This is a genomic window from Wolbachia endosymbiont of Drosophila incompta (assembly GCF_001758565.1).
GTDB lineage: Bacteria > Pseudomonadota > Alphaproteobacteria > Rickettsiales > Anaplasmataceae > Wolbachia > Wolbachia pipientis.
This window is the reverse complement of record NZ_CP011148.1, coordinates 751916-754318: the sequence shown is the minus strand read 5'-3', so window position 1 is coordinate 754318 and position 2403 is coordinate 751916. Positions and strand designations below refer to the sequence as shown.

3 protein-coding genes are annotated in these 2403 nt (G+C 37.3%); all 3 read right to left on the bottom strand.

The genetic code is table 11. From position 1 onward, the window contains the following. On the bottom strand, nucleotides 1-1060 hold a 1060-nt coding region (locus tag WG67_RS08490; RefSeq protein WP_458695011.1), incomplete at its 3' end, for a PHP domain-containing protein. Nucleotides 1061-1424: 364 nt separating this feature from the next. Beyond that, a complete protein-coding gene (locus WG67_RS08485) occupies nucleotides 1425-1601 on the bottom strand; it encodes a hypothetical protein (RefSeq protein WP_179945710.1) in 177 nt (58 codons plus the stop codon). Between the two features lie 127 nt (nucleotides 1602-1728). Continuing rightward, nucleotides 1729-2403: glutamate--tRNA ligase family protein (locus WG67_RS08480; protein WP_458694896.1), on the bottom strand; the 675-nt coding region annotated here is incomplete at its 5' end.

The following is a 2403-nucleotide window of genomic DNA, read 5'->3' as shown; positions in this document are numbered from 1 at the left end:
CCCAAGCAACAATTGATCCAGCACCAGAGCCTCTTCCTGGACCAACTGGAATGCCATTTGCTTTGCTCCAACGAATGAAATCAGAAACTATCAAAAAGTAGCCAGCGTAGTTCATCGAAGTTATCACACTCAGTTCGTAATTCAGCCGATCGTAGTATTGTTTAAGGTCTATGTCTGTCTCATTCGCAATACGGAATTCTAATCCTGCAACTGCCTGCTCCCTCAGTTCTTCATTCTCAGTTTTATTTTCTCGACAAGGAAATTTAGGCAAAATAGGCTGCCTGCTTCTTGGCATGTAAGAGCACCGCTTAGCTATCACTAAAGTGTTATGAATTGCTTCGGGAATGTCGCTGAACAGCTCCTCCATTTCTGCCACAGACTTGAAGTAATGCTCGGTAGTTAACTTCTTTCTGTTATTCTCCAGGGCATAACTCCCCTCCGATATACACGTTAATATATCATAAGCCTCATAGTCAGACCTATTTGGAAAAAACACATCGTTCGTTGCAACTAGTGGTATATTGCGCTGATAAGCAAAGTCTATCAAAGCTTCTTCAAGCTCTAGCTCTTTATTCAGCCCATGACGCTGCAATTCAACATATAAATGACCATTAAATGCTGAAAGCAGTTTTTCAACCGTTTCTTTATCTTGCCCCAACAATAGTTGAGCCAAACATCCACCGGTTAAAGCGATCAGACCCGTACTTAAATTCAATAGCTCATCAAAATCAACGTAAGGAATATCGCTGTTATTCTTGCGCTTTCTAAAAGACTCACTCACCAAAGTGACTAAATTAGTGTACCCTTGCTCATTTTTTGCAAGCAATAATATAGGTAAATTTTGTTCTGAATGTTTAACTATAATATTGCATCCTATTATTAGCTGTATTCCCCTACTTGCCGCATATTCTGCAAATTCAAGTGAGCCAAACAAGTTACCTGAATCAGTAATTGCAACCGCTGGCATTTTATTTCGCAANNNNAGGCCGATCAGCTCCTCAATTTTAACCGAGCTTTCAAGCAGCGAATAAACACTATGAACACGCAAGTGTATGAACATAAAAAACTTTAGATCAACAAAAAAGGATAACATTAATTTACTCATGAGAACATAATTTTCATGAGAACAAAAGCCTATAAAATTCTAAAATTAAAATACAAAAACTTACTTGACAAACTCCGCCAGCGCCCTTATCATGATAGTGAAGCTATTGTATTTGCTTTCGCCAATCTGCAGATTAAAAGGTAAGGATTACTTAATGTATCGGCGTCTTATGTTCAATTTTTTGCAGTATATAGATACTGTATGTCTTTACAAAACTTCATCTACATCTAGATTTTTATCTAAATAAGCTGAACGCGCTTATAAAGCGTTACAAAACATCAAAAAATGCCAATACTCGACAGAGATAGTAAAAGACTAGCTAACTCGGGGATTCTTTGTCTTTTTTTCTGCTTAGTAAATTTCTTAAACATTTGCAGCGTAAGTTAGTTGCAATTAAAAGCGGCTGAATCTCGCTTGTCAAGCGTTTAAAACATAAAAAACGCCAATATTTTAAAGCGGATAATAACCCCAGGGCTTCTTTTGCCTTTTTTTTCATTTGGTAAATTTCTTAATATTTATAGCTAAACAACAACCGTCATCCCGCTGCTTGTTAGCGGCTAAGAGATACCGCGAATGAATCGCGGTATGACGGTGTAATGGCATTAGCTATAATTCTTTAGTTTTCACTTTTCTTTTAACCTTGCAATGATATTTTCTTTGCCGATAAAAATTAATAGTTTAGCGAGCTCTGGTCCTGTTTCTGTTCCTGTTAAAGCTGAACGCAACTGCGTAAATAGGTTTTTTGCCTTTATATCCACTGTTTGTCGAATAGTTTTGACCCATTCTGACAACGTGTTTTCATTACAATCACCTTGGGGCAATGCATTGAACGCAATTTTTATAAGCTCCTTATCAAGAATCACAGGCTCTATATCAGATTTGCATATTTTCCACCACTTGGCCACCTCAGAAAACCTTTCTATATTGTTCCTTATAAAATACCAAAACTCTGAGGAGCCCACTCCAATTTGATTTAAACGGTCTTGCACCATTTCAAATAGCATTTGTTGCAGCACTTTGCTATTTAGCTTATACATTTCACTCAAGCTGAATTGTGCAGATGCTGAGCTAAATTTTTTAATGTCAAATGAATCAATCAAAGATTGCATACAGGCGCAAGCTTCAATTGGATTGGATGTTCCAAGCTTCACTAAATAACTAACTAGTGCCATCGGTTCAATTTCATCTTCTTTTATAGATTTGATATCCAGCCCGCCTTTCCGTTTCGATATCTTGCTATCATCAAAATGTAGCAAAGGCAGGTGAGCAAATGTAGGGATTTTCGCTTTTAATGCTTT

Bases quoted from the DNA above. Each gene is read 5' to 3' on its own strand.
- WG67_RS08485 (WP_179945710.1), bottom strand. From the start codon at position 1,601: ATGAAAAAAAAGGCAAAAGAAGCCCTGGGGTTATTATCCGCTTTAAAA.